Genomic DNA, 25600 nt, shown 5'->3' on the forward strand with positions numbered 1-25600 from the left:
ATAACGAATGGCAGGATGGGGGACGGAACGTATGAGTTTTTTTAAGAAACTGAAAGAAAGCATCGCGGCCAAGACGGAAGCGGTAACGAACGTCTTCAAGGAAGGGCTGTCCAAGACGCGGACCGCGTTCGTGGAGAAGGTCGAGGAGCTCATTACCCGGCGCAAAAAAATCGACGAAGAGTTCTACGAAGAGCTTGAAGAAATTCTGATCGGCGCCGATGTTGGCGTGAATACGGTCATGACTCTGATCGACGATCTGCGCGCCGAGGTGAAAAAACGCAAAATCGAACAAGCGGCCGATCTGCAGCCGATTCTCTCCGAGAAGCTGATCGGATTGCTTAAGGGAGACGACCACGCGGAGCTGCGCATGGCCCCCGAGGGTCAAATTACGGTCATCCTGTTCGTCGGGGTCAACGGCGTCGGCAAGACGACAACGATCGGCAAGCTGGCGCACAAGTTCAAGAGCGAAGGCAAAAAGGTGCTTATGGCCGCTGGAGATACGTTCCGCGCAGGCGCAATCGAGCAGCTCGAGGTTTGGGGTCAGCGCGTAGGCGTCGACGTTATTAAACAATCGTCCGGCTCCGATCCGGCCGCCGTTATGTTCGACGCGGTCCAGGCGGCCAAGCAGCGCAAAGTGGACGTGCTGCTTTGCGATACCGCCGGCCGCCTTCAGAACAAGACGAATCTCATGGAAGAGCTTAACAAAATTTTCCGCGTCATTCAGCGGGAATTGCCCGAAGCTCCCCATGAGGTATTGCTTGTGCTGGACGCAACGACAGGCCAGAACGCGCTTAGCCAGGCCAAGCTGTTCGGAGAGAAAAGCGGCGTAACGGGACTTGTGCTTACGAAGCTGGACGGCACGGCCAAAGGCGGTATCGTCATTGCGATTCGCAATGAAATGAACTTGCCGGTTAAGCTGGTCGGATTGGGCGAGAAGATGGGGGATCTGCAACAATTCGATTCCGAGCAATTCGTTCATGCTTTGTTCGCCGGATTGATCGGCAAGGAAGAAGAGAAGTCGGGTACGACCGGCGAGTAACAATGGGCAACAGGGAAGGGGACGGAGTCGGAAAGCGGCGATTCGTCCTTTTCTTTTGCCGGATGAAGTGACAAGTAAATAAACTTGACAGTGCCGCAGTCGATCGTGTATCATAAGTGACGTTGAGCAATCTGTAAAGGGTAATGCCTTGACGGATCGGGATTGGATCAGCGGGAGGAGGCTTGGCGATGGAGATAGAACAATCGGATGCCTTGGCTCGGACGACGAGGGTGAATTTGCTCTTCGACTTCTACGAAAACCTGCTGACCGAAAAGCAACGGACGATACTGGCTTATTATTACCACGATGATTTCTCCCTGGGAGAGATCGCGTCGGAATTCGGCATTAGCCGGCAAGCCGTCTACGATAATATTAAACGTGCCGAAGGCGCACTCGAAAATTACGAGGACAAGCTTCTGCTGCTCGAGAAGCACGAACGCCTGATGGAAGCCGCGAACCTGCTGGAACGCGGCGTCGAAGAGGTCGTAATGAAAGAATCGGATAGAAACAAGCTGATGGCAGTCATAGCGCGGCTCAAGACCGCGGAACAAACGGCGAGAGAAGGAGGCGATGATTCGTGGCAGCATTCGAGAGCTTAAGCAGCCGATTGCAAAATGTGTTCAGCAAGCTGAAAGGCAAAGGCAAAGTATCGGAAGCCGATGTCAACGACGCGATGCGCGAAGTTCGGCTTGCCCTTCTGGAAGCCGACGTCAACTTTAAGGTCGTTAAGGATTTTATAGCCAAGGTTAAGGAGCGGGCCATCGGTCTGGATGTATCGAAAAGCTTCACGCCGGGCATGGTGATCATCGACATCGTCAATAAAGAATTGACGGAGCTGATGGGCGGCACGCAGGCGAAGCTTGCCAAGGCGAACAAACCGCCGACGGTCATCATGATGGTTGGTCTGCAGGGCGCGGGCAAGACGACGACGTCCGGCAAGCTGGCGAAATTGCTTCAGAAGGGCAATCATAAGCCGCTTCTTGTTGCGTGCGACATTTATCGTCCTGCTGCGATCAAGCAGCTGCAAGTGCTGGGCGAACAGATTAAAGCGCCGGTGTTCGCGTTGGGAGACCAGACTTCGCCGGTCGAGATTGCGAAGCAAGGCTTGCAGCATGCCAGGGAAAACGGCAATGATTACGTGATCATCGATACCGCAGGCCGTCTACATATTGATGAGACGCTAATGGAGGAGCTTAAACAAATCCATGGCAATGTCAAGCCGGATGAAGTGCTGCTGGTTGTAGACTCGATGACGGGACAAGATGCCGTCAACGTGGCGCAGAGCTTTCACGAACAGCTGGAGCTAACTGGCGTTGTTCTTACCAAGCTGGACGGAGATACTCGCGGCGGAGCGGCCCTGTCGGTCAAAGCCGTAACGGGACGTCCGATCAAGTTCGCGGCGATGGGCGAGAAGATCGATTCGCTGGAGCCGTTCCATCCGGAGCGGATGGCATCTCGTATTCTCGGCATGGGCGACATGCTGTCGCTTATCGAGAAGGCGCAATCGAACATCGACGCCGAGAAGGCTGCCGAGATGGAACGCAAGATGCGTACCGCGGAGTTCACGTTCGATGACTTCCTGGAGCAAATGGAACAGGTCCGCAAGCTGGGGCCCCTCGACCAGATCATGGATATGCTCCCCGGGATGGGCAAGATGAAGGGCGCCATGAAGGATATGAAGGTCGACGAAAAGCAGATCGGCCGCGTCGAAGCGATCGTCCGTTCCATGACGAAGGAAGAAAAGGCGAAGCCGGAGCTGCTGAACCACAGCCGTCGCAAGCGTGTCGCGGCGGGCAGCGGCACGACGATCGTGGAAGTGAACCGCTTGATCAAGCAGTTCGACGATATGCGCAAGATGATGAAACAATTCTCGGGGATGATGGGACCTAAGGGGCCCAAAGGCTTGAAGGGCGGCAAGAAGGGCCTGAAAGGCATGCTCGGCAAAAATATGCGGTTCCCGTTCTAAACGGCAACCGGATTGATTACTCGAAGGAGGTGAATTAATCATGGCAGTACGTATTCGCTTGAAACGTATGGGTGCTCACAAAGCTCCATTCTACCGCGTAGTTGTATCGGATTCCCGTTCGCCGCGTGACGGACGTTTTATTGAAGAGATCGGTACTTACAACCCGGTTACAGTTCCGGCTCAAGTATCCATCGACGAGGAAAAAGCTCTTAAATGGCTGCAGACAGGAGCGCAAGCTTCCGACACGGTTCGCAACTTGCTTTCCAAAGCCGGAGTTCTTAAGAAATTCCATGAGCTGAAGCAACAGAAATAATCGGAGAGAGAAGCGGAGGGCTTTGTTATGAAAGATTTAATTCTTGTCATTGCGAAGGCTTTGGTGGATCATCCGGACGACGTGCGAATCCACATCAAGGATGATGATCGCGCGACGACTTACGAGCTTTCCGTTCATCCAGAGGATGTTGGCAAGGTCATCGGCAAACAAGGACGGATCGCCAAGGCGATGCGCACGGTCGTGACCTCTGCTTCGGTGAAATCAAGTAAGCGCGTCATTGTCGACATCATCTCATAAGGGGCACGAAGCAGTGGGGTCGGGACAAATGTCCCGGCCCTCTTGTACGTGTTATAATACATACAAAATGGTTTAAGCAAAGGAATGATGGCATGGACGGTAAATGGTATACAGTCGGCAAGCTTGTCAATACGCATGGCATTCGCGGCGACGTGAAGGTGCTTCCGCAGACGGACTTTGCGGAGCAGCGGTTCGCACCAGGCAGCAAGTTGATGCTGGTTAACGAGGAGAACGGCAAAAATCTGCAAGTGAAGGTGACGAGCTCCAGACTTCAGAAAAATGTGTATATTGTGAAGCTCGAAGGATTTAATAATATAAATGAGATTGAACCTTACAAAGGTTGGACACTCAAAATAGCGGAGTCGGAACAAGGCAAGCTCGAGGAAGGCGAATATTATTACCATGAAATCATCGGCTGCCGAGTCGTGACGGAAGAGGGCGAGGAGCTTGGGGAAATTACCGATATACTGAGCCCTGGAGCGAATGATGTATGGGTTGTGAAAGGCGTCGGTCCTAAAAAGCAGGAGATCTTGCTTCCGGTCATCGACGATGTTGTGCTTACAATTCAGCCGGCGGACAAGCTTGTGACCGTACGTCTGATGGAAGGGCTGATCTAACTTCATGAAAATTGACGTGTTGACGTTGTTCCCCGAAATGTTCGACGGCGTGTTCGGCGCGAGCATATTGGGAAAAGCGAAGGAGAAAGGAATTGTATCGCTGCAAGCTGTAAATTTCCGGAATTACTCTAACAACAAACATAACACGGTAGACGACTATCCATATGGGGGCGGCGGCGGAATGGTGCTGAAGCCCGAGCCCGTCTTTGCGGCAGTCGAAGATTTAGCGGTCGAGCCAGACATTGCTCCCAGGGTTATCCTGATGTGCCCGCAAGGCGAGACGTTTACCCAGCGCAAGGCGGAGGAACTTTCGCGGGAGAGGCATCTCGTGCTCATTTGCGGCCATTACGAAGGTTATGACGAACGAATCCGGGAGCATCTCGTCACGGACGAGTTGTCAATCGGCGATTATGTGCTGACGGGCGGCGAAATTCCCGCCATGACGGTGATCGACAGCGTCGTACGTTTGCTGCCTGGCGTTCTGGGCAACGAGTCTTCCGCCGTCACGGACTCCTACAGCACGGGCTTGCTGGAGCATCCGCATTATACTAGACCGCCGGAATTCAGGGGATGGACGGTGCCTGACGTTCTGATATCCGGTCACCATGGCCGAATCGACAGCTGGAGGCGCGAGCAATCTTTGCTCCGTACTTTGATTCGCCGGCCCGAACTTCTTGATAAGGTGGAGCTAAGCAAAAAGGAGCGGTTGTGGCTGGAGGAGCAAAGAAAGGCATTACGCACTGAGTATGAAACGGAATAAGGGAATGCGGCTTCCGATCGGAGGCTGCATTCCCTTATTCGTTTTAAAATATAGGAAAGCATATGTTCTCTCCATGCTTGACCTTTAATTATCGTAACGAAACGCGCTGTGCAGCCAAAGGACTGCGACAGCCGTTTCACCTTAAGGCGTATAAAAATTTTGCGTATAATAAGTGCCGTAGGATCCTCCGAAAGCGACACCGACGCCAAGTCGGGTGTATTGGTTATTAAGGAGATTCTCCCGGTGACTCTCGGAATTAAGCAGCATATAGTGGGCGAATATGCTATTGGGCGAGCCTGCCGCCAAGTTTTCCGCTGCTTTTGTGTACGCGATGCCGACGCTTTTCATTCGATCGAATGGCGATTTGCCGCTTTTATTCGTATGGCTGAAGTAGTTGTTCTTCATCATATCGACGCTATGGGCTCGAGAGGAGGATCCTGCTAGTTTGTCCCATTGCAATAGGTCAATACTCCTCTGAGCCCGCTCCGCATTGACCATATCAAACATTCCTTGCTCCATGGCCGTGCGTTCTTTTTCTGCGAATGAGGAGATTTGGCGAGCTGTAAAGTTGTCCGACTGCAGGAGCAATGCCGCGACCCGATTGTCCTCATGGCTGTCCAGAAACAACGTGTGCCGGATTCCGCCGGATCGATAATCGTAATAATGATCAGCTTGCTTGGCTGCAGCTTTGACGCTTGCAGGAAGCGAGGCGCTAATGGCGGCCAGCTTGATATCTACCTTTGCGTCGCCAGTATCTCGCCAACCGCCTTCATCGTTCGAGAACAGAGCTGTTATCGTGCCGTTCCGAACGCCGAACATGGCATACTCAGCATAATCGCTGCTGTATACGTACCATTCATAATCATATTCGCTGGCATCGATTCGAGTGGGCTGACCCATTCGGTACAGAAGCTCGCCGATGTTTTCGCCAATCGAGATGCCATTAAGCGAGGCGGAGGAGCTCTTCTGGAGCGGCTTGTCCGACAGCGCGGCGACCTTTTCTTTCATCATATAGACGAAAGTGAGCGCTTCTGCCCGTTTTACGCCTCCGCCGGCTTCGTAGCCGGCAATCGTTGCGGACGAACGTCCTTGCGAGATACCGCTATCCAGAAGCCACTGAATAGCTTCGTCCCTATTATACGACTTGCCGTTTGCAGCAGCTGCAATCAATAATGCAGCTTGTCCCCGGTTAAATTGCCCTCGCTGATTATTGAAGGTCACCGGCCATCCAAGACGTTCCGCGTGGTTGTAATAGCTGCGGCTCCAGTCGGAAGCCAGTTCATCCTTGCGCGTGACGCTTCCGTAAGCACGGAGCATCATCGCAAGAAACTCGATCTCGGTTACCTTATCGTCCGGACGGAAGCTCCCGTCCATATATCCTTGAGCCAAGCCGCTGTCAACGGCCCAGTCTATGTATGAATTAGCCCAGTAGGAAGGTGTTACATCATTAAAGGATGCTGCGCTGGCTGTATAATCGGACAGCGGAATGGCAAGAATGAGCATAATGATGCAGATACGTTGTTTGATGTTCAACATAACTTCTCCTTGTCGATTATTGTCGTTGCCAATCATATACAGTATACTAGATAGAGGTCATATGAGAAATAGGTTGATTTGTCTATTTAACTATGGTAAAATTTCTAATGTTGTTCGTAAAGTCGGACGGTCCGCTATAAGTGGAGATCGGTTCCCAGGGAATCAGGAGCTTACATGAACGTCTATGGTGGAAGGAGTGAACTCAATCAATGAATATTGTACAAGCAATTTCACAAGAGCAACTGCGTAAAGATCTTCCTAACTTTCGCCCAGGCGACACGCTGAAGGTGCATGTTAAGGTTATCGAGGGTTCGCGCGAGCGTATCCAGCTGTTCGAAGGCGTCGTTATCAAACGTCGCGGCGGTGGAATCAGCGAAACTTTTACAGTTCGCAAGATTTCTTACGGCGTAGGCGTAGAGAGAACGTTCCCGCTTCATTCGCCGAAGATCGACAAGATCGATGTGGCACGTCGCGGTAAAGTGCGTCGCGCTAAGCTGTACTACCTCCGCAATCTGCGCGGTAAAGCGGCTAGAATTAAAGAAATTCGTTAAGATCAAACGACAAGAGGGGCTTGCGCAAACAAGCTCCTTTTCGTTTTCTACGGGAAGGAATACATAACTTCAGAGACGAAAGAAGGCTGAGCTGATGGATTCGCAGCACCGCAACGACGATGGAATGAAGGAGACGGATACAGGCGTCAGCTCGTCGGACGAGCGTCAGCCCGCCTCGGAGAGCATGCCTGAACGGGCAAAAAGTCATGGAGCTGCGTCAGCAAAAAAAGGCGGCGCATCGAAGGAAATCGTAGAATGGATCAAGGCGCTGGTCATCGCCGTCGTACTGGTCTTCTTCATTCGCATGTTTCTATTCGAACCATTTATTGTAGATGGTCCTTCTATGGAACCAAACTTCGAATCGGGCGAACGCCTAATCGTGAACAAAATTTTATATTCGATCCGCGAGCCAAGGTTTGGCGAGGTTGTCGTGTTCGACGTGCCAGAGCAAGGCCGCAAGTTTATCAAAAGAGTGATCGGCGTATCCGGTGACAAAATTCGTGTCGAAGGCGACGATCTGTATATTAATGATGTAAAGGTCGAAGAGCCTTATATTGCCGAAGCGATCGAAGCGGCAAAAGCGGCGGGCGGCATGTATAATGGCAATGGTCCGCGCTATAATTTCCCTAATGATACTGTGACCGAGATGACGGTACCGGAGGGAGCGGTATTCGCTATGGGCGATCATCGGGACAACAGCACCGACAGCAGGATGATCGGCTTTGTAAAGGATGACGAGATCGTCGGCCGAGCGGACGTTATCTTCTGGCCTCTGAACAAGCTGGAGTTCATCAAGCACAAATACTAGACTAAGGCAAGCGAAAGCAATCGAGGTGAAAGCATGGCGATTCAATGGTTCCCGGGTCATATGACCCGCGCCAAGCGGCAAATTCAAGAGAAGTTAAAACTGATCGATATCGCGATCGAACTGCTGGATGCGAGGGTCCCGCTATCAAGCCGGAACCCGATGGTCGACGATATTTTGCATGGGAAGCCGCGGCTGATCGTGTTAAATAAATCCGATCTTGCCGACCCGCGCACAACGGAGCAGTGGATGGAATATTTCGCGCATGAGGGACATCAGTGCGTCTCCGTTGATTCGCAAACGGGTACCCGTGTTAACGAGATCCCAGTCAAGGCCAAGGAGATTTTGCACGACAAGATCGCGCGTCAAATCGCCAAAGGAATCAATCCGCGCGCGCTGCGCGGACTGATCGTCGGCATCCCGAACGTCGGCAAGTCGACGCTTATTAACCGGTTGGCCGGACGCAATATTGCGGCGACCGGAGACAAGCCCGGCGTTACGAAGGGACAGCAATGGATTAAAGTCGGATCCGAAATGGAGCTGCTGGATACGCCGGGCATATTATGGCCGAAGTTCGAGGATCAGCTTGTCGGGTACAGGCTGGCGATGACGGGAGCGATCCGGGAGCAAATCCTTAACGTGGACGATATCGCTTATTTTGCGGTGAAGGAGCTCGCGGGACGATACTGGCCCATCATGGAAGAGAGGTATGGTCTCGAGAAACCGCCAGCTGATCTTGAGGACAATGAGGAGATCGTCCGCATAATGGAGGACATCGGCCGTAAACGGGGATGTCTCATGGGCGGCGGGAGAGTCGATCTCGAGAAGGCGTCCGGCATTATTTTGAGAGACCTTAGGGCGGGCAAGCTGGGAAGAATTACGCTAGAGGCTCCTTACGACGATATGCCGGTCAGAGAGCCGCGAACTTAAGAGGTTGTTCAATAAGTCCGATTGAAATGCTGATGCTTAAATGCCAGTCGGCCGTGTCGAGTGGGTGAAGCGGACTCGGCCGCTTGGCAAAGTGAAGAAAACGGGGGAGATGCGACATGCTGCAATACGAGCAACAGGCATGGGGCAGCGGCTTCTCGGCAATAGCCGGCGTAGACGAGGTCGGGCGCGGTTGTCTGTTCGGCGACGTGGTCGCGGGGGCGGTCATCCTGCCGCAAGGCCTCATCATCGACGGAGTCGACGATTCCAAGAAGCTTTCCGAGAAAAAGCGGGAGCTGCTGTATGATGTCATCGCCGAGCAAAGCGTCGCATGGTCGGTGGCGCGCGTTGACGCGGCCTCCATCGATCGGCTGAACATCAAGCAGGCGTCCAGACTGGCGATGAAGCTTGCTGTGGAAACGTTGGCCGTGCAGGCCGATTATTTGCTGGTGGATGCCGAGATCGTGGATCTGTCGCTGCCGCAGGAGTCCATCGTTAAGGGCGACGCGAACAGTCAGTCCATTGCCGCGGCTTCGATTATGGCGAAGGTTACGAGGGATCGGCTTTGCTTATCGGAATGGGAAGCGCTGTACCCGCAGTACGGAATTGCCATACATAAAGGTTATGCAACGAAGCTGCATCGCGAGAAGCTGCTCCAGTACGGCCCTTGCGAGCTGCATCGGCGGACGTTCCTGAAGAAGCTGCTGGGCGAGGATATTCTTCAGACGGCATTATAATCTATTTCATTCATAACGCTTGAGAATCCCGGGCAGGGGTCGCTTTATCGGCCTTCGGGATTTCTCTGGCGTTATTTGCGTTTCGGGATCATGCAGGAAATTGAGGTTCCCCTTCAACCTTAGAAGGTTAACGCCGATATAAAGGTATCGAATAATGCGGGATGACCGGATGCGAATGACTAGAGGTAAGAGTTCAAAAAGTTCGGTTTTCAGCACCGAGAAGATTGAATGAAGGTAGAAACTGAGGAGCGGAGCGTAGTGATAGCTACGTGAGCACCGGAAGTTTCGCCTGAATTCAATATTCGATGTCGAGTAGGCTTCTTGGCCTTCTTCGTGATCAAAAGCGGACTTTTTGAACTACCTCATAAGGGGTGTTGCGAGTGAATATTAGCCAAATGATGAGAGGCTTGCTGGGAGAAGTGACGAGCGGCGAGACTCGTGCCATGGAGCTGAAAGTCGGCCAGGTCGTACGCGGCGTCGTTCTTCAGGCGCTAGACAATAACGAAGCCATCGTAGGCATTAACGGCGTGCAGGTGAGAGCGAAGCTGGAGATGGCGCTTCAGCCCGGCCAATCTGCAATGCTCCAGGTACAGCCTGAAACGAACGGTTCGCTCATATTGCTGAAAGCAGTCGATCTCAACACATCCGGCCTTCTTGACGATACGTTTAGAGAATATGCCAAGCTGCTTGGATTGCCGGATCAGAAATGGGCGTTGGCATTGATTCGCGGTTTACGGCAAGAAGGGTTCGCATTCAACCGAACGACGGCCATGGCGTTCCAGCAAGCGGCCGCGGCTATGCCGAAGGGGGCCGATGCCGAGCAGTGGATGACGGCTGCCGCAACGGCTTTCAAGCGCGGCATGCCAATGACGGCGACGACCATATCTTCGCTTCAGCAGGTTATGTTCGGCAAGCCCGCTCACGAGCTGCTTGATCAGTTGCAGCGCCAATTAACCGGGTTGGGTGCAACTGCTTCCGGGGATGTACCGGAAACGGGCGCCGGAAGCGAGTCGCGTACGGCGGCATCCCGGGTTCTTGCGCTGCTGCAGCAAGGCGCGTCGCTCCTGGATGATGCGTTTTCGCCTCATGGCTCCACACCCTCCAATACTTCAGGGCGGCCTGGGGCGGATGGAGGGATGCTGCACGTCGACGGACGCAGCGCAGGCAAAGGAGCCGCGACCGCAGAGGGAGACGCGAACGGCATTTCCGGAGCCGATGGCAGGACGGGGCAGGCTGAGAGCGGGGCTGTGGCTGCTAGAGCAGCTCAAGGCACGGCGCAAAGCAACTGGCTGGGGCAGATGATGAAGTGGATGGGCGTTGATCACGAGCTGCAGCTGGCGAAGGCGGCCACGGACACGAACGGTCAAGCTTCGGCTGCAGCTGGCTCAAAGAACCAGGCAGCGGGTGACGGAGATGCCAATGCCGTGCTGACAAGAACAGGGCAAGCGCCTGGAGAAGCCGCAGCAACGGGCCGAAATGCGGCGACCGCACCCGCCGGGAGCGGTCACTCAACGACTACTCAGCCAACGGCGCAAAATATGGCCGTCTCCCAGACGACAAATCAGTTGCAGCAAGCCATGACGCCACGATCGGGTGCAGAGACTCCGGCAGGAACGCAGGTGCCTGCTGGAGCTCAGGAAACAGCATCTACCGTCAGAATTGACGGTCAAGGAGCTGCGGTTGCAGCCCGAATGGCAGGAACGCTTGCGGCTGACGGCCCCACTGGCAATGATTTGACTGTCCAAGCGCAAGGCCAGTCTTCAACTCCTCCGAGCGGGGGAGTAGGGACGGAGTCGCTCAAGAGCGCTCTCATGCTGTTGGCGGGCGGTGCCGATACCCCTCCGCATATTAAGGAAACCGCGCAGCAGCTTATTGGGCAAATTACTGGTCAACAGCTGTTGCTGGCCCCTGAACGCAATAACTCCGTATTTACGCATGTGACGATGTTCATTCCGCTAAAGGATGCCAGCGGAGAACAGACAGCATCCGTTCAGATTCAGACGCGGCGCGGGCGTAGGGGAGAGCTGGATGCTGACAATTGCAGGCTTCTGTTCAATCTGTCTATGCAAACGCTGGGCGAAACGCTTGTCGATGTGCATATTACCGACAAGATTGTCAGTCTGCAGCTCTGGAACGATCATCCTGCGATCGCTCAGTTGACTGACGGCTCTCGAGAGACATTGACGGAGCGATTAAACGAGATGGGATATCAGCTGTTGTCGATACGCACGAAGCCGCTTGTGAGGAACGAATCCGATGGGAGCGAGCCAGGAACGGCTTCGGGTTCAGCCAAGAGCAGTAAGTCGGAGGTGCCGCCAAACGAGGCGTGGCTCACCGCAGCGCGTTACAAAGGAGTCGATTACCGGGCATGAGCAAGGAGCAGAACGACTACATAAAGCGTACGCCGCCCCGGAAAGCGGTAGCATTGAAATATGAGCCGGGAGACGGACATGCTCCCGTGCTTGTCGCTAAGGGCACCGGCCAGATCGCGGACCGGATTCTGGAGAAGGCGAAGGAAAACGGGGTGCCCGTGCAGGAGGACGCTTCGCTTGTGGAAGTATTGTCCAAGCTGGACATCGATCAAGAAATTCCTCCGGAGCTATATACGCTGGTCGCGGAAATTTTAAGCTTCGTATACCAATCTGATCGAAGGGCGGGCGAATACCTTCATGACGACTGAACGACTGAGAGTAGGGAAGCTGGGAGAAGAAGAGGCGGAGCGCAGGCTCCGCCTCTCCGGCTGTGAAATACTCGCTCGCAACTGGCGCTGCAGGAGCGGGGAAATCGATATCGTAGCCAAAAGCGGCGATTGCATCGTATTTGTGGAAGTCAGAAGCCGCAGCAAGGCGAGCGGCTCCCGGTTCGGAACGGCAGCGGAATCCGTCGACTATCGCAAGCAGGCGAAAGTACGGCTCGTCGCTCAGATGTACCTGAGACAGAATCGAATGCCGGAAGCCCGCACCCGGTTCGACGTCATTTCAGTCACTTTAGGCGCTCATTACGTGGTCGACGAATACCGACATTATGAATCGGCGTTCTGATTAGGAGGCCGAATTTACGACAAAGCCATATCCAGGCGGCGATACTGAATAGCCTCCGCTACATGCATTTCTTCCACGCTTGTAGAATCCTCTAAGTCCGCTATCGTGCGCGCCAGCTTCAGCAGCCGGTCATAGGCCCTTATGCTGATGCCGAGCGCCTGGAACGCATCCTCGAGCAGTCTCGCGGCTTGCGGTTTCAGTCTTGCCGCTTGCCTAAGACTCTTCCCCGACAATTCACTGTTGCAACTGACGCTATAGGCGGCATTGCGTTCTTTTTGCCGTACTCTCGCGGCAAGCACAAGCTTTCTTAACTCGGCAGTCGAAGTATGAGTCTTGTCTTGTGAGCGATCGAGCGATTGAGGTCTCGGAATTTCAAGCTGCAGATCGATCCTGTCGAGAAGCGGGCCGGACAGTTTGGCACGGTAACGACTGATGGCGGCAGCGCTGCAGGTACATCTTTTGTCGCCATATTCATGTCCGTGGTAGCCGCAAGGGCATGGATTATAGGAAGCGGCCAGAAGGATCGCTGCCGGGAAGCAGACGGTCGCTCGGGCTCTCGCAATCGAGACGACGCGGTCCTCCAGCGGCTGTCTGAGCAGCTCCAGAACGGAACGAGGGAATTCCGGCAGCTCGTCCAGGTACAAGACGCCTCGATGTGCGAGCGTCACTTCTCCCGGCTTGGGGATGGATCCTCCCCCGATCAGGCCGCCGGTCGAAATACTGTGGTGCGGGGAGCGGAAAGGAGGCATCTTCATCAACCCGCCTGAATTCGCGAGAAGCTTGCCTGCCACACTGTAGATTTTTGTCACCTCCAGCGCTTCGGCTTCGTCGAGCGGAGGCAAAATGCCGGGCAAGCGCCGAATCATCATCGTTTTGCCGGTGCCTGGCGGACCGCAAAGCAGCAAGTTGTGATTGCCGGCCGCCGCGATCAGCATGGCGCGTTTCCCTTGGTGCTGCCCGACAATGTCCATGTAGTCTTCCGGATCGGCTGCTGTCCTCCCTTGGTTATAGCCCATGGATGGTCCTTGTGAAGGCGTCCCTCCGTCATTCCGCGCCGGACCTTCCCGCTCTATAATTCGACGTTCCGTTCCCGCTTGGCTCAGCTTCTCCCATACCGCTTTGGCATGGGCCGAATCCTTAAGCTCGGACAGATGCGTCAAAGCGAACAGCTCCATACCGCTGATCCATTCCGCTTCCTCCCGGTTCTGCAGCGGCAGAAGCACACGCGTAATGCCGACGCGGCGAGCTTCTTCCAGCATGGCTAACACGCCGGTTACTGGACGTACGGCACCGTTAAGCGACAGCTCGCCAATCAACAGCGTACCCGCGAACGGCGTCGCATCGAGCTGTCCGCTGGCGGTTAAGATGCCTGCCGCGATGGCGAGGTCGAAGGCCGTGCCTTCTTTGCGGAGATCTGCAGGGGCGAGATTGACGGTTATTCTCTCCATGGGGAATTGGAATCCGCTGTTCTTGATGGCCGCACGAACCCGCTCGACGGATTCCCGCACCGCTGGATCGGGAAGACCAACTATATTTACTTGAGGCAATCCATTGGCGATATCAACCTCTACCGATATGCCTTTGCCCTCCACGCCGAATACGCTGGAGCTATGAATCATGGTGAACACAAAAAAGCACCTCCCGGGGCTATGTTAATAAGCCGGCAACGGGGGTGCTTCCCTACGTTTGCAAAATGTTAAAAGATTATCGTTTTTAGCTATGCTTCTTTTTATCATAGCGGCTATGCGGGCGAGGTGTCAATGCTTGGCCAGAAGGCCGATTATTTCCGCTGCATTGGGTCATACTAGTGGACGTGACAAATGTTTGATCTCTTTTTGAGATGATATCCATATCAAAAAGGCTTGCGCTTTCAACTGAGAAAAATGCTACAATGAAAAAGGTTTGTGTACATAGGACGTAATAGAGTCTGTGAAATGGAGGATTTCAACAATGAATATCCATGAGTATCAAGGCAAAGCTGTGTTGAAGCAATACGGGGTAGTCGTGCCTGAGGGCAAAGTGGCCTTCTCCGTAGACGAAGCCGTAGAAGCGGCGCAAGCGCTCGGTACGCCGGTCGTCGTCGTGAAAGCGCAAATTCACGCGGGTGGACGCGGCAAAGCGGGCGGCGTTAAGGTTGCCAAAAATTTGGACGAGGTTCGCGCTTACGCTGGCGAAATTCTGGGCAAGGTGCTCGTTACGCATCAGACAGGCCCAGAGGGGAAAGAAGTGAAACGCCTACTGATTGAGCAAGGCTGCGATATCAAGAAAGAATATTATATCGGCGTCGTACTTGACCGCGGCACAGGCCGCGTGACGATGATGGCTTCGGAAGAGGGCGGCACGGAGATCGAGGAAGTGGCGGAACATTCCCCGGAGAAAATCTTTAAGGAAGTTATCGACCCTGCCGTAGGCATGCAGCCGTTCCAGGCTCGCAAGCTGGCTTATGCAATCAACATCCCGACGGAGCTTGTAAACAAAGCAGTCAAGTTCATGATGGCTTTGTACACGGCATTCGTGGAGAAGGATTGCTCCATCGCCGAGATCAACCCGCTTGTCGTGACTGGCGACGGCAATGTAATGGCGCTTGACGCGAAGCTGAACTTCGACTCCAACGCGCTGTACCGGCACAAGGATATTCTGGAGCTGCGCGATCTGGACGAGGAAGACGCGAAGGAAATCGAGGCTTCCAAGTACGATCTGAGCTACATCGCGCTGGACGGCAACATCGGCTGTATGGTTAACGGCGCTGGTCTAGCAATGGCAACGATGGATATTATCAAATACTACGGCGGGGACCCTGCCAACTTCCTGGACGTAGGGGGCGGCGCTACCAAGGAGAAAGTAACGGAAGCGTTCAAGATCATCCTGTCCGACGAGAAGGTCAAAGGCATTTTCGTCAATATTTTCGGCGGCATCATGAAGTGCGACGTTATCGCGGAAGGCGTAATCGCGGCTGCAAGAGAGCTTGGTCTTGACCGTCCGCTTGTCGTGCGTCTGGAAGGCACAAACGTCGAGCTCGGCAAAAAGCTCCTAAACGAATCCGGCCTGAACATCGTGGCTGCGGATTCGATGTCCGACGGCGCTCAGAAGATTGTCGCTCTAGTGAAATAATGTTGCCAGCGGGCAGACATTAAAATAAAGGTTGAACAACCTCGATAAGAGTTTGAATTTCAATTAGGGGATGTGAGTGAAGTTGAGTATTTTGGTCAATAAGGATACAAAGGTCATCACACAAGGCATCACGGGCAAGACTGGCATGTTCCACGCCAAAGGCGCGCTCGATTACGGTACGCAAATGGTCGGAGGCGTAACACCGGGCAAAGGCGGCTCGACGGTTGACATTACACTGGAGAACGGCTCTGTTGCAACATTGCCAGTGTTCAATACCGTGCTGGAGGCTAAGCAAGCTACTGGCGCAACGGCATCCGTTATTTACGTACCGCCTGCATTCGCTGCCGATTCCATTATGGAAGCTGTCGACGCAGAGATGGATCTCGTTATCTGCATCACGGAAGGCATTCCTGTCCTTGACATGGTTAACGTGAAACGTTACATGGAAGGCAGCAAAACGGTTCTCATCGGACCGAACTGTCCAGGCGTCATTACGCCGGGCGAATGCAAAATCGGCATCATGCCGGGATATATCCATACAGTAGGTCATGTAGGCGTTGTTTCCCGTTCCGGAACGCTGACTTACGAAGCTGTTCACCAGCTGACGACTCGCGGAATCGGCCAATCTTCCGCGGTTGGCATCGGCGGCGACCCTGTTAAGGGCTCCGAGTTTATCGACATCCTGAGCCGTTTCAACGATGACCCTGACACGTATGCGGTTATTATGATCGGCGAGATCGGCGGTACGGCAGAAGAAGAAGCGGCCGAGTGGATCAAAGCCAACATGACGAAGCCGGTCGTAGGCTTTATCGGCGGCGCAACGGCGCCTCCGGGCAAACGGATGGGACATGCAGGCGCCATTATTTCCGGTGGCAAAGGCACGGCTGCTGAGAAAATCGCAACGCTCGAAGCTTGCGGCATCAAAGTTGCTCCTACGCCTTCCGACATGGGCTCCACGCTTGTTAGCGTGCTGGAAGAGCAAGGCTTGCTGGAGAAATGCATTACGCGCAAGTAATGCCATAACTTTAAGCGCGAGTTCATAAAGTTCGGTTTTCAGATGTCGAGTATGCTTCTTGGTTTACTTCGAAATGGGATGCGGACTTTTTGAACAACCTCTAATAGCGACAATATAAAGGTAAGCAACCTTTCTACCCTACCAAGGGAGGAGGTTGCTTTTTTTTGTTTTACAGGAAATTATGCAACATACCGACTGTGGATAATGACCTTCAGCTGTAAAAGAAAAAATGGGTTTGGCGGTTGTTTTTTCAACTAATAAGTAAGTGAACGAGCAGCTGTAGGCGTTATAAACGCCGATGAATCGTAAAGTAACTCAGATTAGCAGCCAAAGGCGCTATTAACGTTTATGGCTCCATAAAGTAGGCGAACGAGCAGCTGTAAGCGTTAAAAACGCCTGTGGACCAGAAAGTAACTCTAAATAGCAGCCATAGGCGCTAGTAACGCTTATGGCTCCAAAAAGCAGGCGAACGAGCTGTTGTAAGCGTTAAAAACGCCTGTAGACCAGAAAGTAACTCTGATTAACGTCCATAGGCGCTAGTAACGCTTATGGCTCCAATAAGCAGGTGAACGAGCAGTTGTATGCGTTAAAAACGCCGATGGACCGAAAAGTAACTCAGATTAGTGTCCATAGGCGTTAGTAACGCTTATGGCTCCAAAAAGCAGGCGAACGAGCAGCTGTAAGCATTAAAAACGCCTGTGGACCAGAAAGTAACTCTGATAAACAGCCAAAGACGCAAAGGTTAAAAAAACTAACAGACACCAGCGACTCTATTTCTTCGATTATTAACCTCAAACAAATCTAACGGACAGGAAAAACACTATTGGGTCGTATCGGAGCTAATTTGCTCGATGATGATGCCAATAATGACATGTATGTCCGTTAGAATTTCGAAATCCTAAAAAATCGAAGAATAGCGTCATTTATGTCCATTAGGTGGTAAGTCTCTGAACGTTTTCGATTGGTTTTTTGAATCACCTTTAGGTGATTTTGTTCATGATTGCACGGTCGAAATGGCGTCAAAATAAGGGGCGACTTGCATTCTTCCTCCACGTGAAGCAAAATAGACTAGGATGCAACCTGCCCTGATCTCGAGAGGGTTGGGTAAATGGACGACAATAAAAGAGCAATTCGCGACATGGTAGTAGCGCTTAACGAGATTCCCGGTATTGGATGGCATGCGATTAAAAACGCGATTGAGCATAAGCTCTGGACGAAGGACCGAACGAAACCGGAAGCATGGATGGCGGCAGGTTTTCGCGACGACCGAGCCGAGAAGGCAGCGAACTTATTTCGCCAGCCCTTCTGGAACACGGGAGACGATAAAGGTTGGATAAGAGCTGAATCCGTTAAAGCCGGAATTGGGATGGATCGTTTGCTAACGCCATTTGATTCAGGTTATCCTTTCGAATTGAAGCATATTGCGCAGCCGCCTTGGGTGTTGTATGCTAAGGGACGGTCGGAATTGCTAGAACGGCCTTCAGTTGCCATTGTCGGAACGCGAATGCCGACTGCATATGGCAGGCATACGGCCGATAAGCTTGCTCAGGAGCTCTCAGAGGCAGGTATTACGGTTGTTAGCGGGTTGGCTAGAGGAATAGACAGCAGAGCGCATGAAGCGGCTCTAAAGGGCAATGGAAGCACGATTGCCGTATTGCCGACTCCGATCGACACTTGTTATCCGCCGCAAAATTTATCGCTCTTCCGAAATATCGGGGAACAGGGTTTGCTGGTATCGGAGACGCCCCTCGGAACGAAGCTCCATCCCGGCCAATTTCATCAGCGCAATCGAATCATTGCAGGCTTGGCTTGCGCGACGATCGTCGTAGAAGGTGCGCGGCGAAGCGGATCGCTAATAACCGCCAAGTTTGCGTTAGACTGGAATCGGGAAATTTTTGCCGTGCCCGGTCCCATTAATTCGCCTAAGAGCGAAGGTCCCAACGTACTGATTCGTGAGGAAAGAGCTCGGATTATAACGGGAATCGATGATATTTTTGACCAATTGTTGTGGCTGCGAGATGCTGCAAAACCTTGGGGCAAGCAAGGCGGACATACAGTTGGAAACAAGGAGAAAGACGAGAGACCGCAGTTGCCGGAGGAGGCCAAGCTGCTTGCTCTGCTAAGGGATCGGCCGTTGTCGATTGACGAACTGCACGGGCTGACTGCTATTCCGTTTGGACATTTGAACTCACTTCTGCTAAATTTATGTATAAAACGAACAATTGAGCTTCAGCCTGGTTCCATATATAGAATATTGTAACTTGTCGCAAAGAGAGGAGGCACCTCGCGTGGCTGATTCATTAGTTATTGTAGAATCCCCGGCCAAAGCAAAGACGATCGGCAAATATTTGGGGAGCAAGTTTATTGTGAAAGCCTCCATGGGCCATATCCGCGATCTGCCCAAGAGCCAGATCGGTGTCGAGGTCGAGAACGATTTCAGTCCCAAATACATTACGATTCGTGGCAAAGGCAGCGTGCTCAAGGAATTGAAGGACGCCAGCAAAAAAGTAAAAAATGTCTATCTGGCGGCTGACCCCGATCGCGAAGGGGAGGCAATCGCTTGGCATCTGGCTCATTACTTGGAGCTTAACGAAGGCGACACCTGCAGGGTCGTCTTTAATGAGATAACGAAACAGGCGGTTAAGGACGCTTTCAAGCAACCACGCAAAATCAATATGGATCTTGTTAACGCCCAGCAAGCTCGCCGGATTCTGGACCGGCTTGTCGGTTACAAGATCAGCCCATTGTTATGGAAGAAGGTCAAGAAGGGATTGTCCGCAGGCCGCGTGCAATCCGTAGCCGTCAAGCTAATCATTGACCGCGAAAACGAGATTGACGCTTTTGTGCCAGAAGAATACTGGTCGATTACAGCAAAGCTTAGGCAGAAAGACGTCACGTTGGAAGCAAAGTATTATTCCTTGGGCGGCGAAAAGCGCGAGCTAGGCAAAGAAGCCGATGTCCAAGAGGTTCTGGCGGCCATGAAAGGCGAAGGTTTTACCGTCCAGGAAGTGAAAGAGAAGGAAAGGCTGCGCAACCCAGCGCCTCCGTTCATTACCAGTTCCCTCCAGCAAGAAGCAGCTCGAAAGATCGGATTCCGAGCGTCCAAGACGATGTCCGTAGCTCAGCAACTGTATGAAGGCGTAGAGCTTGGCAAGGAAGGAACAGTCGGTCTCATTACTTACATGAGAACGGACTCCACTCGAATCTCCCCTGTAGCACAGGAGGAGGCGAAGATTTATATCACCGAGAAATACGGTCCCGACTATATGCCGGATCAGCCACGCATCTATACGAGGAAAAACAGCAATGCCCAGGATGCGCACGAAGCGATCCGTCCGACCTCGATCTATCGAGATCCGGAATCCATGAAGCCTTTCCTTACGAGGGATCAACTGCGGTTATACAAGCTGGTCTGGGAAAGGTTCGCATCCAGCCAGATGTCGTCCGCCGTATTGGATACGATGACTGTAGACCTTAGCGTAGGGGATGTAGTGTTCCGGGCTACCGGTTCCAAGATCAAGTTCCCGGGTTTTATGAAGGTGTATGTAGAAGGCAACGACGACGGTACGGAAGAGGAGCATAAATTCCTGCCTCCGCTGGCGGTCGGCGACCAATTGGCGACCGAAGCCGTTGAGCCTAAGCAGCACTTTACGCAGCCGCCACCCCGCTATACGGAGGCAAGGCTGGTGAAGACGCTAGAGGAACTCGGTATCGGACGTCCAAGTACGTATGCGCCGACATTGGAGACGATCCAGAAGCGCGGATACGTAGCCATCGAAGAGAAAAAATTCGTTCCAACGGAGCTTGGCGAGCTCGTCAGCCAGTTAATGGAGGAGTTTTTTCCTGAAATTCTGGATGCAGAGTTCACCGCGAACATGGAAGGCAATCTTGACCACGTAGAAGAGGGCACGGAGGACTGGGTCAAAGTACTTGCGAACTTCTATGAATCGTTCGAGAAGCGGCTGGAAGTCGCGGAAGACGAGATGAAGGAGATCGAGATCCAGGATGAGGTGTCGGACGAAATCTGCGAGAAATGCGGCAAGCACCTCGTCTACAAGATGGGGCGGTTCGGCAAGTTCCTCGCTTGCTCCGGATTCCCTGACTGCCGCAATACGAAGCCGATCATCAAGGATATCGGGGTAGCATGTCCCAAGTGCGGGGAAGGCAAAATTATCGAAAGACGCAGCAAGAAGGGCAGAATTTTTTACGGCTGCGATCAATATCCCGGCTGCGATTACGTGTCCTGGGATAAGCCGACGGGCAAGCCGTGCCCGAATTGCGAATCCATGCTAGTGGAGAAGAGGAGCAAAGCAGGCGTGAAGCTTCAGTGCCCGACCTGCAGCCATACAGAAGAAGTTCCGGACGACGACCAGGAAGAACAGGCATAGAGGATACGACATTGAGAACACCCAGCGTCCTCCCTTCATAGGGAGGATGATGTCTGTTTAGCCATACCGTGCCAATTAACGTCAGAAATTTCAAAAAGTTTTACAGAAAGGATTGGAATTAACCATGTCCCAGAAAGTTACCGTTATAGGAGCAGGTCTAGCCGGCAGCGAAGCCGCTTGGCAAATCGCTTCGCAAGGCGTACCCGTTACCCTGTACGAGATGCGCCCGGTCAGACAAACGCCGGCCCATCATACAAACCAATTTGCAGAGCTGGTCTGCAGCAACAGCTTGCGGGCAAATGGCCTGTCTAACGCCGTCGGCGTTCTCAAGGAAGAGATGCGCCGTCTGGACTCTCTGATCCTGAGCAGTGCCGATCGCAATGCCGTCCCGGCAGGCGGAGCGCTAGCAGTCGATCGCGATGGTTTTTCGGGCGAAGTAACGAGCAGGCTTCGCGAGCATCCGCTCATCGAAGTGCTTAACGAAGAAGTAACCGAAATCCCTCAGGACGACATCACGGTCATTGCAACGGGCCCTCTGACGGCACCCGACCTGTCCAAACAAATACAAGGCTTGTTGGGCGAGGAATACTTTTACTTCTACGATGCTGCGGCGCCGATCATCGAGAAGGATTCCATCGACATGAGCAAGGTATATCTGGCTTCTCGCTATGACAAGGGTGAGGCGGCTTATTTGAATTGCCCTATGACGGAAGAAGAGTTCGAAATATTCTATGAAGCTCTTGTTAATGCGGAGACTGCCGAGCTGAAGGAATTCGAGAAGGAAATTTATTTTGAAGGCTGCATGCCGATTGAAATCATGATGCGACGAGGCAAGCAGACGGCCTTGTTTGGACCCATGAAGCCAGTCGGACTGATGAACCCTCATACGGGCAAGCTTCCGCATGCCGTCATTCAGCTGCGGCAAGACAATGCGGCAGGGACTCTCTACAACATGGTTGGTTTCCAAACCCATCTGAAGTGGGGCGAGCAGAAGCGGGTCTTCCAACTGATTCCGGGATTGGAGAATGCCGAGTTTGTCCGTTACGGGGTCATGCACCGGAATACGTTCATCAACTCTCCCAAGCTGCTGAAGCCGACGTACCAGACGCAGACGCGTGACTCGTTGTTTTTCGCCGGACAGATGACCGGAGTAGAAGGATATGTCGAATCGGCGGCTTCGGGCCTGATCGCGGGTATTAACGCTGGAAGACTGGCACGCGGTCTGGAGCCGCTTGTTTTGCCGGATCACACGACATTAGGCAGCATGGCTCAATATATTACGACGGCGGACTTCAAGCACTTCCAGCCGATGAATGCGAATTTTGGGCTGTTCCCGCCGCTCGAGACGCGTATACGGAACAAAAAGGACAAAAACGAAGCGATCGCTAATCGGGCGCTTGACGCCATCGATGCTTTTAAATTGCAACATTTGACTCATTCTGCCGTACAGTAGACTATAACTCCGCGACGGGAAGTCATCTGCTCAGCATGTCGTGCTGTTCGCGTGATTGTCGTCATAGAGTAGATTAGACGAACTTTTTTCGGAACATCAATATACGGAACGGAGGCGCATGGATGGAAATGCAATTTCACGCAACGACGATCTGCGCAATTCGCCATGACGGCAAGGGAGCTATTGCGGGCGATGGCCAGGTGACGTTCGGCAACAGCATGGTGATGAAAAATACGGCCAAAAAAGTTCGGCGTTTATACCGCGGACAGGTCGTTGCAGGTTTCGCGGGATCGGTCGCGGATGCTATCACGTTGTTCGAGAAGTTTGAGGCGAAGCTGGAGGAGCATCACGGCAATCTGCAGCGCGCGGCTGTCGAGATGGCGAAGGATTGGCGTTCGGATCGAGTGTTGCGCAAGCTGGAGGCCATGATGCTTGTCATGGATAAATCCGGTCTGCTGCTCATTTCCGGCAACGGCGAAATTATTGAGCCGGATGACGGAATCCTTGCGATTGGCTCCGGGGGCACCTTCGCGTTGTCGGCAGCAAGAGCGCTTAAACGCCATGCCCCTACGCTCGAAGCCAAGGAGATGGCAAGATCCGCGCTGGAAATTGCCGCCGAGATATGCGTTTACACAAATAATAATATTATAGTTGAAGAGATTGGATAGGATATCGTGTTCAAAAAGTTCGGTTTTCAGCACCGAGAAGATTGGAGGCAGGTAGAAACTGAGGAGCGGAGCGTAGTGGAAGCTACGTGAGCACCGGAAGTTTCGCCTGAATTCAATATTCGATGTCGAATACGCTACTTGGGATACTTCGTGATGGGAGTCGGACTTTTTGAAAAAACCTTATAGAAGATGCGGGAGGCGAGAAGGATGGGGAATGATGCTTGGACGCCGCGCCAGATCGTGGCGGAGCTTGATAAGTACATCGTAGGCCAGAAGGAAGCCAAACGATCCGTTGCTGTTGCTCTGCGCAACAGATACCGTAGAAGCCGTCTCGATGAAGCGCTTAGAGACGAAATCGTGCCCAAAAACATTCTAATGATCGGTCCAACGGGGGTCGGCAAAACGGAAATCGCCCGCCGGCTTGCCAAGCTTGTCAAGGCTCCGTTCGTAAAGCTGGAAGCGACCAAATTTACGGAAGTCGGGTATGTTGGCCGCGACGTCGAATCCATGGTTCGCGATCTTGTGGAGACGGCTATTCGAATGGTGAAAGCGGAGCGGACCGAGCAAGTGAGAGATAAAGCCGAGAAACAAGCCAACGAACGAATCGTTCAGTTGCTCGCGCCAAGCGCGGCGAAAGTCAAGACGAACAAAAATCCGTTCGAAATGCTTTTCGGCGGCAATCAGGAAGAGAAGGAAGAAGAGAAGGATAAGGAGCAGGACGGCGAATTGCAATTGAAACGTTCGCAGATCCGCGAGCAGCTTGCAGAGGGCAAGCTCGAGAACGAAGTGATCGAGATCGAAGTCGAAGACACGACGCCGAATATGATGGATATGCTGGCCGGAGGGCAAGGTCCGGAGGGCATGGGCATGAACATGTCGGAGTTGTTCGGACAACTGATGCCCAAGAAGCCGAAGAAACGCAAGCTCCCTGTAAAGGAGGCGCGTAAAGCGCTCACGCAGGAGGAAGCGAACAAATTGATCGATATGGACGATGTCGTGACGGAATCCGTCATCAGGGCGGAGCAGAGCGGCATCATCTTTATTGACGAAATTGACAAGATCGCAAGTCCGTCAAGAGGCTCAGGACCCGATGTTTCCCGTGAAGGCGTGCAACGGGATATTTTGCCTATCGTGGAAGGTTCGACTGTTATGACGAAGTATGGTCCCGTGAAGACGGATTATGTATTGTTTATCGCTGCAGGCGCGTTCCATATCGCGAAGCCCTCTGATCTTATTCCCGAGCTGCAAGGACGTTTCCCGATTCGGGTAGAGCTGACTTCGCTTAGTCTGGACGATTTTATCAGTATTTTGACAGAACCCAAAAATGCGTTAACGAAGCAGTATACCGCGCTGCTCGCTACGGAAGGCATCGAAGTGGAATTTTCGCCGGATGCGATTCGCGAACTGGCATCTATTGCTGCTGACGTCAATCGCAATATGGAGAATATAGGTGCCCGCCGACTGCATACGATTCTGGAGAAGCTGCTTGAAGATCTTAGCTTCGAGGCGCCCGAGCTGTCGCTTGACAAGATGACGATCACGCCGGAATACGTACGCGAGAAGCTTGGCGGCATCGCGAAGGATCGAGATTTAAGCCAATATATTTTGTAGTTGTTACAGTTCTGGGAGGCACATGGGATAATGAGCTTATTAAACAAAACAAGAACACTGAACCGGCTGCTCCAACGAGCAGCCGGCAAGGCGCTAAGCTTTAGGGAAATGGCGGAAGTGTTATGTTCGACCGTCCAAAGCAATGTATTCGTCGTCAGCCGCAAAGGCAAAATTTTAGGCTGCGCAGCCGTTGACGTATATGATCACGATTATATCCGTTCCTTATCGGCGGACGAGCTCCGGTTCAGCTCGGAGAGCAACCTCCGTTTCCTTGACACGGCAGAGTCTCTTACAAATGTTGAACTGTATCCCGGAATAATGGAAACGTTCTCCAAATTAACTAGTCATGAAGTCATGACAGTCGTTCCAATTACGGGAGGAGGGGACCGACTAGGTACGTTGATACTGACCCGTCAGGCCGGAGCCTTCGATGATGACGATCTGGTGCTTGCCGAGTATGGTTCCACGATAGTCGGAATGGAGATCCTGCGGGAACGAGCGGACGAGATCGAGCAGGAAGTCAGAAGCCGTGCGGTTGTTGCTGTAGCCGTCGGATCGCTCTCGTTCAGCGAACTGGAAGCGGTAGAGCATATTTTCGAGGAGCTGGACGGGAAGGAAGGATTGCTTGTCGCTTCCAAAATTGCCGATCGTGTCGGCATAACCAGATCGGTTATCGTCAACGCTCTGCGCAAGCTCGAAAGCGCAGGGGTTATCGAAACCAGGTCCTTGGGAATGAAAGGAACTTACATCCGAATCCTGAACCACCAACTTTTGCAAGAATTGAAAAAGATCAAATCGTAGTCC

At 52.9% G+C, this 25600-nt stretch carries 24 protein-coding genes; 22 read left to right on the forward strand and 2 right to left on the reverse strand.

Features of this window, described 5'->3' with window-relative positions:
* The first annotated feature begins 31 nt into the window (after positions 1–31).
* The 7 genes from ftsY (at position 32) to trmD (ending at position 4953) form a co-directional block, all read left to right on the forward strand.
* Positions 32–1039, forward strand: coding sequence for a signal recognition particle-docking protein FtsY (gene ftsY / locus KJW29_RS07390; RefSeq protein ID WP_187100063.1), 1008 nt, complete (start codon positions 32–34; stop codon positions 1037–1039).
* 188 nt (positions 1040–1227) lie between these two features.
* Complete coding sequence (locus tag KJW29_RS07395) at positions 1228–1638, forward strand: putative DNA-binding protein (RefSeq protein ID WP_425517502.1); 411 nt, start codon at positions 1228–1230, stop codon at positions 1636–1638.
* Positions 1617–3005 (forward strand): signal recognition particle protein, encoded by a 1389-nt coding sequence (gene ffh, locus KJW29_RS07400; protein WP_087572615.1) that lies wholly within the window; start codon positions 1617–1619, stop codon positions 3003–3005. Before KJW29_RS07395 ends, ffh begins: the two co-directional genes overlap by 22 nt.
* A 40-nt stretch (positions 3006–3045) precedes the next feature.
* On the forward strand, positions 3046–3318 hold the full coding sequence (rpsP, locus tag KJW29_RS07405) for a 30S ribosomal protein S16 (protein ID WP_087572616.1): 273 nt from the start codon (positions 3046–3048) through the stop codon (positions 3316–3318).
* A 27-nt stretch (positions 3319–3345) separates the two neighbouring features.
* On the forward strand, positions 3346–3576 hold the full coding sequence (locus KJW29_RS07410; RefSeq protein ID WP_087572617.1) for a KH domain-containing protein: 231 nt from the start codon (positions 3346–3348) through the stop codon (positions 3574–3576).
* A gap of 92 nt (positions 3577–3668) precedes the next feature.
* Positions 3669–4193 (forward strand): ribosome maturation factor RimM, encoded by a 525-nt coding sequence (rimM, locus tag KJW29_RS07415; RefSeq protein ID WP_214629292.1) that lies wholly within the window; start codon positions 3669–3671, stop codon positions 4191–4193.
* A 4-nt stretch (positions 4194–4197) separates the two neighbouring features.
* Positions 4198–4953: a tRNA (guanosine(37)-N1)-methyltransferase TrmD gene (trmD, locus tag KJW29_RS07420; protein WP_214629293.1), complete on the forward strand. Its 756-nt coding sequence runs from the start codon at positions 4198–4200 to the stop codon at positions 4951–4953.
* A 141-nt stretch (positions 4954–5094) separates the two neighbouring features.
* Here the strand turns inward: trmD and KJW29_RS07425 are convergent, their stop codons facing one another.
* A complete protein-coding gene (locus KJW29_RS07425; protein ID WP_214629294.1) occupies positions 5095–6489 on the reverse strand; it encodes a CAP domain-containing protein in 1395 nt (464 codons plus the stop codon).
* 209 nt (positions 6490–6698) lie between these two features.
* On the opposite strand from KJW29_RS07425, the gene rplS reads away from it, so the two are divergent.
* From rplS to KJW29_RS07460, 7 genes are all read left to right on the forward strand, one after another.
* Complete coding sequence (rplS, locus tag KJW29_RS07430) at positions 6699–7040, forward strand: 50S ribosomal protein L19 (protein WP_087572621.1); 342 nt, start codon at positions 6699–6701, stop codon at positions 7038–7040.
* Positions 7041–7224: 184 nt separating this feature from the next.
* Positions 7225–7848, forward strand: coding sequence for a signal peptidase I (gene lepB / locus KJW29_RS07435; protein ID WP_246608816.1), 624 nt, complete (start codon positions 7225–7227; stop codon positions 7846–7848).
* A 33-nt stretch (positions 7849–7881) separates the two neighbouring features.
* Positions 7882–8775, forward strand: a complete 894-nt coding sequence (gene ylqF, locus KJW29_RS07440; RefSeq protein WP_214629295.1) for a ribosome biogenesis GTPase YlqF — start codon at positions 7882–7884, stop codon at positions 8773–8775.
* Between the two features lie 116 nt (positions 8776–8891).
* Positions 8892–9509: a ribonuclease HII gene (locus tag KJW29_RS07445; RefSeq protein ID WP_214629296.1), complete on the forward strand. Its 618-nt coding sequence runs from the start codon at positions 8892–8894 to the stop codon at positions 9507–9509.
* Between the two features lie 380 nt (positions 9510–9889).
* Positions 9890–11881 carry a hypothetical protein gene (locus KJW29_RS07450; protein ID WP_214629297.1) on the forward strand — a complete coding sequence of 664 codons (1992 nt, stop codon included), beginning with the start codon at positions 9890–9892 and terminating at the stop codon, positions 11879–11881.
* Entirely contained in the window at positions 11878–12189 is a 312-nt protein-coding gene (locus tag KJW29_RS07455) for an EscU/YscU/HrcU family type III secretion system export apparatus switch protein (protein ID WP_087572626.1), read from the forward strand. The genes KJW29_RS07450 and KJW29_RS07455 overlap by 4 nt, the downstream gene beginning before the upstream one ends.
* On the forward strand, positions 12179–12550 hold the full coding sequence (locus KJW29_RS07460) for a YraN family protein (RefSeq protein ID WP_214629298.1): 372 nt from the start codon (positions 12179–12181) through the stop codon (positions 12548–12550). The genes KJW29_RS07455 and KJW29_RS07460 overlap by 11 nt, the downstream gene beginning before the upstream one ends.
* Before the next feature lie 14 nt (positions 12551–12564).
* Here KJW29_RS07460 and KJW29_RS07465 read toward each other — a convergent pair whose 3' ends face one another.
* On the reverse strand, positions 12565–14178 hold the full coding sequence (locus tag KJW29_RS07465) for a YifB family Mg chelatase-like AAA ATPase (protein ID WP_214629299.1): 1614 nt from the start codon (positions 14176–14178) through the stop codon (positions 12565–12567).
* Positions 14179–14500: 322 nt separating this feature from the next.
* On the opposite strand from KJW29_RS07465, the gene sucC reads away from it, so the two are divergent.
* The 8 genes from sucC to codY all read left to right on the forward strand — a co-directional run bounded on the left by sucC (position 14501) and on the right by codY (position 25597).
* Positions 14501–15661, forward strand: a complete 1161-nt coding sequence (sucC, locus tag KJW29_RS07470; protein WP_108994289.1) for an ADP-forming succinate--CoA ligase subunit beta — start codon at positions 14501–14503, stop codon at positions 15659–15661.
* A gap of 82 nt (positions 15662–15743) precedes the next feature.
* Positions 15744–16676, forward strand: coding sequence for a succinate--CoA ligase subunit alpha (gene sucD, locus KJW29_RS07475; protein WP_087572629.1), 933 nt, complete (start codon positions 15744–15746; stop codon positions 16674–16676).
* A 1108-nt stretch (positions 16677–17784) separates the two neighbouring features.
* Entirely contained in the window at positions 17785–18936 is a 1152-nt protein-coding gene (gene dprA, locus KJW29_RS07480; protein WP_214629300.1) for a DNA-processing protein DprA, read from the forward strand.
* A gap of 28 nt (positions 18937–18964) precedes the next feature.
* Positions 18965–21064, forward strand: a complete 2100-nt coding sequence (topA, locus tag KJW29_RS07485) for a type I DNA topoisomerase (RefSeq protein WP_214629301.1) — start codon at positions 18965–18967, stop codon at positions 21062–21064.
* Positions 21065–21188: 124 nt separating this feature from the next.
* On the forward strand, positions 21189–22517 hold the full coding sequence (gene trmFO, locus KJW29_RS07490; RefSeq protein ID WP_214629302.1) for an FADH(2)-oxidizing methylenetetrahydrofolate--tRNA-(uracil(54)-C(5))-methyltransferase TrmFO: 1329 nt from the start codon (positions 21189–21191) through the stop codon (positions 22515–22517).
* A gap of 122 nt (positions 22518–22639) precedes the next feature.
* A complete protein-coding gene (gene hslV, locus KJW29_RS07495) occupies positions 22640–23185 on the forward strand; it encodes an ATP-dependent protease subunit HslV (protein WP_214629303.1) in 546 nt (181 codons plus the stop codon).
* Positions 23186–23392: 207 nt separating this feature from the next.
* Positions 23393–24796: an ATP-dependent protease ATPase subunit HslU gene (gene hslU, locus KJW29_RS07500; protein WP_214629304.1), complete on the forward strand. Its 1404-nt coding sequence runs from the start codon at positions 23393–23395 to the stop codon at positions 24794–24796.
* A 30-nt stretch (positions 24797–24826) separates the two neighbouring features.
* Positions 24827–25597 carry a GTP-sensing pleiotropic transcriptional regulator CodY gene (gene codY / locus KJW29_RS07505; RefSeq protein ID WP_087570981.1) on the forward strand — a complete coding sequence of 257 codons (771 nt, stop codon included), beginning with the start codon at positions 24827–24829 and terminating at the stop codon, positions 25595–25597.
* Positions 25598–25600: the final 3 nt, after the last annotated feature.

The organism is Paenibacillus agaridevorans (assembly GCF_018604145.1).
GTDB lineage: Bacteria > Bacillota > Bacilli > Paenibacillales > Paenibacillaceae > Pristimantibacillus > Pristimantibacillus agaridevorans.

What these genes read in the sequence shown, in the direction of transcription:
- ftsY (WP_187100063.1), top strand. Translation starts at nt 32, where the DNA reads ATGAGTTTTTTTAAGAAACTGAAAGAAAGCATCGCGGCCAAGACGGAA.
- KJW29_RS07395 (WP_425517502.1), top strand. Translation starts at nt 1,228, where the DNA reads ATGGAGATAGAACAATCGGATGCCTTGGCTCGGACGACGAGGGTGAAT.
- rpsP (WP_087572616.1), top strand. Translation starts at nt 3,046, where the DNA reads ATGGCAGTACGTATTCGCTTGAAACGTATGGGTGCTCACAAAGCTCCA.
- KJW29_RS07410 (WP_087572617.1), top strand. Translation starts at nt 3,346, where the DNA reads ATGAAAGATTTAATTCTTGTCATTGCGAAGGCTTTGGTGGATCATCCG.
- rimM (WP_214629292.1), top strand. Translation starts at nt 3,669, where the DNA reads ATGGACGGTAAATGGTATACAGTCGGCAAGCTTGTCAATACGCATGGC.
- trmD (WP_214629293.1), top strand. Translation starts at nt 4,198, where the DNA reads ATGAAAATTGACGTGTTGACGTTGTTCCCCGAAATGTTCGACGGCGTG.
- KJW29_RS07425 (WP_214629294.1), bottom strand. Translation starts at nt 6,489, where the DNA reads ATGTTGAACATCAAACAACGTATCTGCATCATTATGCTCATTCTTGCC.
- rplS (WP_087572621.1), top strand. Translation starts at nt 6,699, where the DNA reads ATGAATATTGTACAAGCAATTTCACAAGAGCAACTGCGTAAAGATCTT.
- lepB (WP_246608816.1), top strand. Translation starts at nt 7,225, where the DNA reads ATGCCTGAACGGGCAAAAAGTCATGGAGCTGCGTCAGCAAAAAAAGGC.
- ylqF (WP_214629295.1), top strand. Translation starts at nt 7,882, where the DNA reads ATGGCGATTCAATGGTTCCCGGGTCATATGACCCGCGCCAAGCGGCAA.
- KJW29_RS07445 (WP_214629296.1), top strand. Translation starts at nt 8,892, where the DNA reads ATGCTGCAATACGAGCAACAGGCATGGGGCAGCGGCTTCTCGGCAATA.
- KJW29_RS07455 (WP_087572626.1), top strand. Translation starts at nt 11,878, where the DNA reads ATGAGCAAGGAGCAGAACGACTACATAAAGCGTACGCCGCCCCGGAAA.
- KJW29_RS07460 (WP_214629298.1), top strand. Translation starts at nt 12,179, where the DNA reads ATGACGACTGAACGACTGAGAGTAGGGAAGCTGGGAGAAGAAGAGGCG.
- sucC (WP_108994289.1), top strand. Translation starts at nt 14,501, where the DNA reads ATGAATATCCATGAGTATCAAGGCAAAGCTGTGTTGAAGCAATACGGG.
- dprA (WP_214629300.1), top strand. Translation starts at nt 17,785, where the DNA reads ATGGACGACAATAAAAGAGCAATTCGCGACATGGTAGTAGCGCTTAAC.
- trmFO (WP_214629302.1), top strand. Translation starts at nt 21,189, where the DNA reads ATGTCCCAGAAAGTTACCGTTATAGGAGCAGGTCTAGCCGGCAGCGAA.
- hslV (WP_214629303.1), top strand. Translation starts at nt 22,640, where the DNA reads ATGGAAATGCAATTTCACGCAACGACGATCTGCGCAATTCGCCATGAC.
- hslU (WP_214629304.1), top strand. Translation starts at nt 23,393, where the DNA reads ATGGGGAATGATGCTTGGACGCCGCGCCAGATCGTGGCGGAGCTTGAT.
- codY (WP_087570981.1), top strand. Translation starts at nt 24,827, where the DNA reads ATGAGCTTATTAAACAAAACAAGAACACTGAACCGGCTGCTCCAACGA.